Source organism: Clostridia bacterium (assembly GCA_036562685.1).
Taxonomy (GTDB): Bacteria; Bacillota; Clostridia; order Christensenellales; family DUVY01; genus DUVY01.
In genome coordinates this window covers 1-3,567 of record DATCJR010000170.1, presented here as the reverse complement: position 1 = coordinate 3,567, position 3,567 = coordinate 1, and the positions used below count along the sequence as shown (strand labels likewise).

General features: G+C 38.0%; 5 protein-coding genes. All 5 read left to right on the top strand.

What is annotated here, in order from left to right; translation table 11 throughout:
- Nucleotides 1-1,081, top strand: a 1,081-nt coding sequence (dcm, locus tag VIL26_07615; protein HEY8390794.1) for a DNA (cytosine-5-)-methyltransferase, incomplete at its 5' end; no start/stop codon positions are given.
- Nucleotides 1,082-1,148: 67 nt separating this feature from the next.
- Nucleotides 1,149-1,343 carry a hypothetical protein gene (locus VIL26_07610; protein ID HEY8390793.1) on the top strand — a complete coding sequence of 65 codons (195 nt, stop codon included), beginning with the start codon at nt 1,149-1,151 and terminating at the stop codon, nt 1,341-1,343.
- Between the two features lie 105 nt (nt 1,344-1,448).
- On the top strand, nt 1,449-2,012 hold the full coding sequence (locus VIL26_07605) for a hypothetical protein (protein HEY8390792.1): 564 nt from the start codon (nt 1,449-1,451) through the stop codon (nt 2,010-2,012).
- A 304-nt stretch (nt 2,013-2,316) separates the two neighbouring features.
- A complete protein-coding gene (locus VIL26_07600) occupies nt 2,317-2,934 on the top strand; it encodes a helix-turn-helix domain-containing protein (protein HEY8390791.1) in 618 nt (205 codons plus the stop codon).
- Nucleotides 2,931-3,567 (top strand): hypothetical protein (locus VIL26_07595; protein ID HEY8390790.1); only part of this gene is annotated, 637 nt, incomplete at its 3' end. The genes VIL26_07600 and VIL26_07595, both read left to right, overlap by 4 nt.

Genomic DNA, 3,567 nt, shown 5'->3' with positions numbered 1-3,567 from the left:
TATTCATGGCACTAATTTTGAGCCTTTGGATATTACTAAGATTACTGCTAAAGATTTAGGGATTGTAGAAACGGATAAGTATGATTACATAATGACTTATTCTTTTCCTTGTCAAGATTTAAGTCTAGCAGGTAAAGGTGCCGGTATGAAAAAAGGCAGCGGAACTAGAAGTGGGTTGTTATGGGAAGTAGAAAGACTTTTGAAAGAATGCAAAGAGCTTCCTCAAATTCTTCTTATGGAGAATGTTCCACAAGTCATCAACAAAAAACATTTCAAAGACTTCCGGGAATGGCAACTGTTTTTAGAAAAGTTAGGTTATTCAAATTATTTTAAATTGCTGAATGCTAAAGATTACGGAATACCTCAAAATAGAAACCGATGTTTTATGGTAAGCCTATTGGGAGATTATTATTATGAATTTCCTAGAAAACAAAAGCTTAAATATAGACTAAAAGATTTTTTAGAAGATGAAGTTGATGAGAAGTATTATTTATCAGATAAAATGTTGAAAAGCTTGACGGATGTTACTAACAGAAACGAGTTTGTCAGAGCTGATAAGTTTAGGCCTATTAATCCATTAAAACAAAGTATTTCATACACTTTAACAGGCAGCCCTGGCAATAGGCCTTCTGATAATTTTATTAAAGATAATATAGGTTTATCTCCTACATTTAAAACAACTTCAGATGATATTGGTGTTGTTGTAAAAGGCAATTATTCGCCAAGCGGTCATAATGCAAGCAGAATAGTTGATATAAACGGAATTGCTCCTACTGTTATGGAAAATCATGGCACTGTAACTGCAATAGCAGTAAAGAAGGAAATTTGTAACATATCAAAATTAAAACAATTTTATAAAAATATTTATATTGATGAATTTAATAGAGCATTTATAAAAGTTGGTAATATGTTTTATCGAATTCGCAAAGTTACTCCAAAAGAATGTTGGAGATTAATGGGTTTTTCGGATGAAGATTTTGATAAAGCTGAGAAAGTTAATTCCAATTCCCAGCTTTACAAGCAAGCAGGGAATTCTATTGTTGTTCAAGTTTTGGAAGCGGTATTCAAGGAATTTTTTTGAGGTGATATTATGATTGCCGAACAACAAGTTAAAACTCAGAATGAAAAATAGGGCGAGGAGTGATGCCATGTACAATTTAGAATTTGCAATCCGCAGAAAAGATAGCAGGATCTATGTTGAAGATTTTGTCAATGGTCGTCCGATATGGACAGGCGTCAGGGAATTTGCTAGAGGTTATTGCTATGATGTTGCTTGCAAAATCAGCAAGCAGATAAAGAAACCGCAAGTTGAGGTCGTTGTGTTGAGGGAGAAAACATCATGAAAGACAACAAAGACGATCTCGGCTGGTGGTTAGGATTAGTATTAGCAATAGTGTTGTTTGTTGTGATATTTTTCGCTGATAAATTCTTATGAAGGGGGCAAGTGAATGGATCTTCCGATTGAAAACAAGCCTATTAAGTATAATACTATAACTGTACTAGATGATGATGTTAATATATATTATGTATATAATACACTAAAACAACAGATATATAGTATTAGTAAATTAATAGAGCAAAAGGAGAAAAGGCTGGACGAGCTCATCAAAGGTCCAAAGGACGTGCAAGCCCAGCAGTATGACAGGGTCATCAGATCAAATGGATACGTTGAAAATGTTCACGAACTCTTTAAAGAGCTCGAGGATTTGGTCGCCGAAATCAAGCAGCTGAAGAATCAACTTAACGATAAGAAGAGGAACAAAGGCGAGATCGAAAGCATTGTTCGTGAGTGTCTTGAATTGAATCCGAGGAACCTCGAATTAAGAGTCTTCTATCATCGGCACATAAAAAACGAATCGCTCAAAAAGATTCATAAGAGGCTCAGACGCTTCAATGCATATGGAGAAAAAGTACGCTATAATTACAGTTATATTCGCTATATCAACACAAAAATCATAGAAAAAATGGGAAAACCTAACAATTCGGGGTTGAAATCTAACACTTCACTTTGATATAGTGTAAACTGCAAGCGTATGCTTCAATGCGTTTGCGCCCCTTCCACAATATATTTCAAACACTCAGTATAACCTCCTATAACCTCCGCCTAATGCTGAGTGTTTGCCTGAAATCACTCTCTTATTTTTAAGAGTGATTTATACACCAATACATCCCCAATTCTTAAGTGAAAGCACTTAGTATATATAAGAGATATATACTGAGTGCTTTTTAATTAGATTATTACTCTTATTATCTATTAAGTCTATATATATATTAAGTCTATATTTATTAAGTAATTACTCTTATAAGGTGATACAAGTGGCAAATCCGGATAAAAAAAAACAGGAAACAAAGAACAAGGCGCCAATACCTAAAACTTCAAAAAAGCGTAAGGGAACCAGGGATAAATATGTCTATTGGATTTCCGAAGAAGGATTGGCGCTTGTCAACGGATGGGCAAGAGATGGCCTAACCGACGAAGAAATTGCAGGGAAAATCGGAATCCAGCGGACAACAATCTATGACTGGAAGAAAAGGTTCCCCGACTTTGCCGACGCCCTCAAAAATGGGAAAGAGGTCGTTGACTACAAAGTCGAGCAAGCTTTGCTGAAAAAGGCGCTCGGGTTTAAAGAAACGATTCGGAAACCGGTTCGACTGAGACGCGGCGAGGACTGGGATGAAATCGAATACGTCGACGAAGAAATCTATTATCCGCCCGATACGACAGCTCAAATATTCTGGCTCAAGAACCGCAAACCCAACAGATGGAAAAACGATGATCGCTATATCGTCGAAAAGAACGATGCTGAAGAAAAGCAAGCTGACATGCATCAGATCACGCTTGAGGCGCTTAAAAGTCGCATAGTCCCTGGATTTAACGATGAGGATGAAAGCATAACCAATAATCCAGAAAAAGAAGCAGGTGAGGGAGCATGATAAAAGATTTCATCATCAACGACGCTTACCTAGATGCCATGGCCGTGTTCCTACATCCGAAATGCAGGCTTTTTGTTTTTGAAGGTTCTATACGATCCCAAAAGACCGTAACTGCGATTCAAGCATTTTTCGAAGCGGTCCAGGATTCTAATGAGCGTTTGCATTTGATAGCAGCTCAAGATTTAGACGCTGTCCGTGATAATATCCTTCAGTCAGATTTTGGGTTGGAGATCTGCTATCCTACATACTGCGACCGCGAAAAAGAAGAGTTCGGCGGCTACTACCTGAAGGTAAAATGTGATATCCCCGGAAAACCGAAAGTCAAACGGGTGTTGCTTTGCGGATTTGCTATGGCCAGCCATTGGAAAAAAATTCTCGGGAAAACCCTCGGTGTTATTTTGGTTGACGAGGTTAACAACGCGCATGAGCAGTTTATCGATGAGTGTTTTGCGCGGCAAGCTTCGGCTGATAATCCTAAAACGCTCTGGACTTTAAACGGCGATGTGCCGAGCCATTACATTTATCAGAAATACATAAACCGTTGCAGGATCCTCGGTGATTGTCCGGCTTCCATCAGGGCGGACATGGACAAGTTTCCCAAAGAGGAAGGCTGGTACTATCGCCACTGGAAAA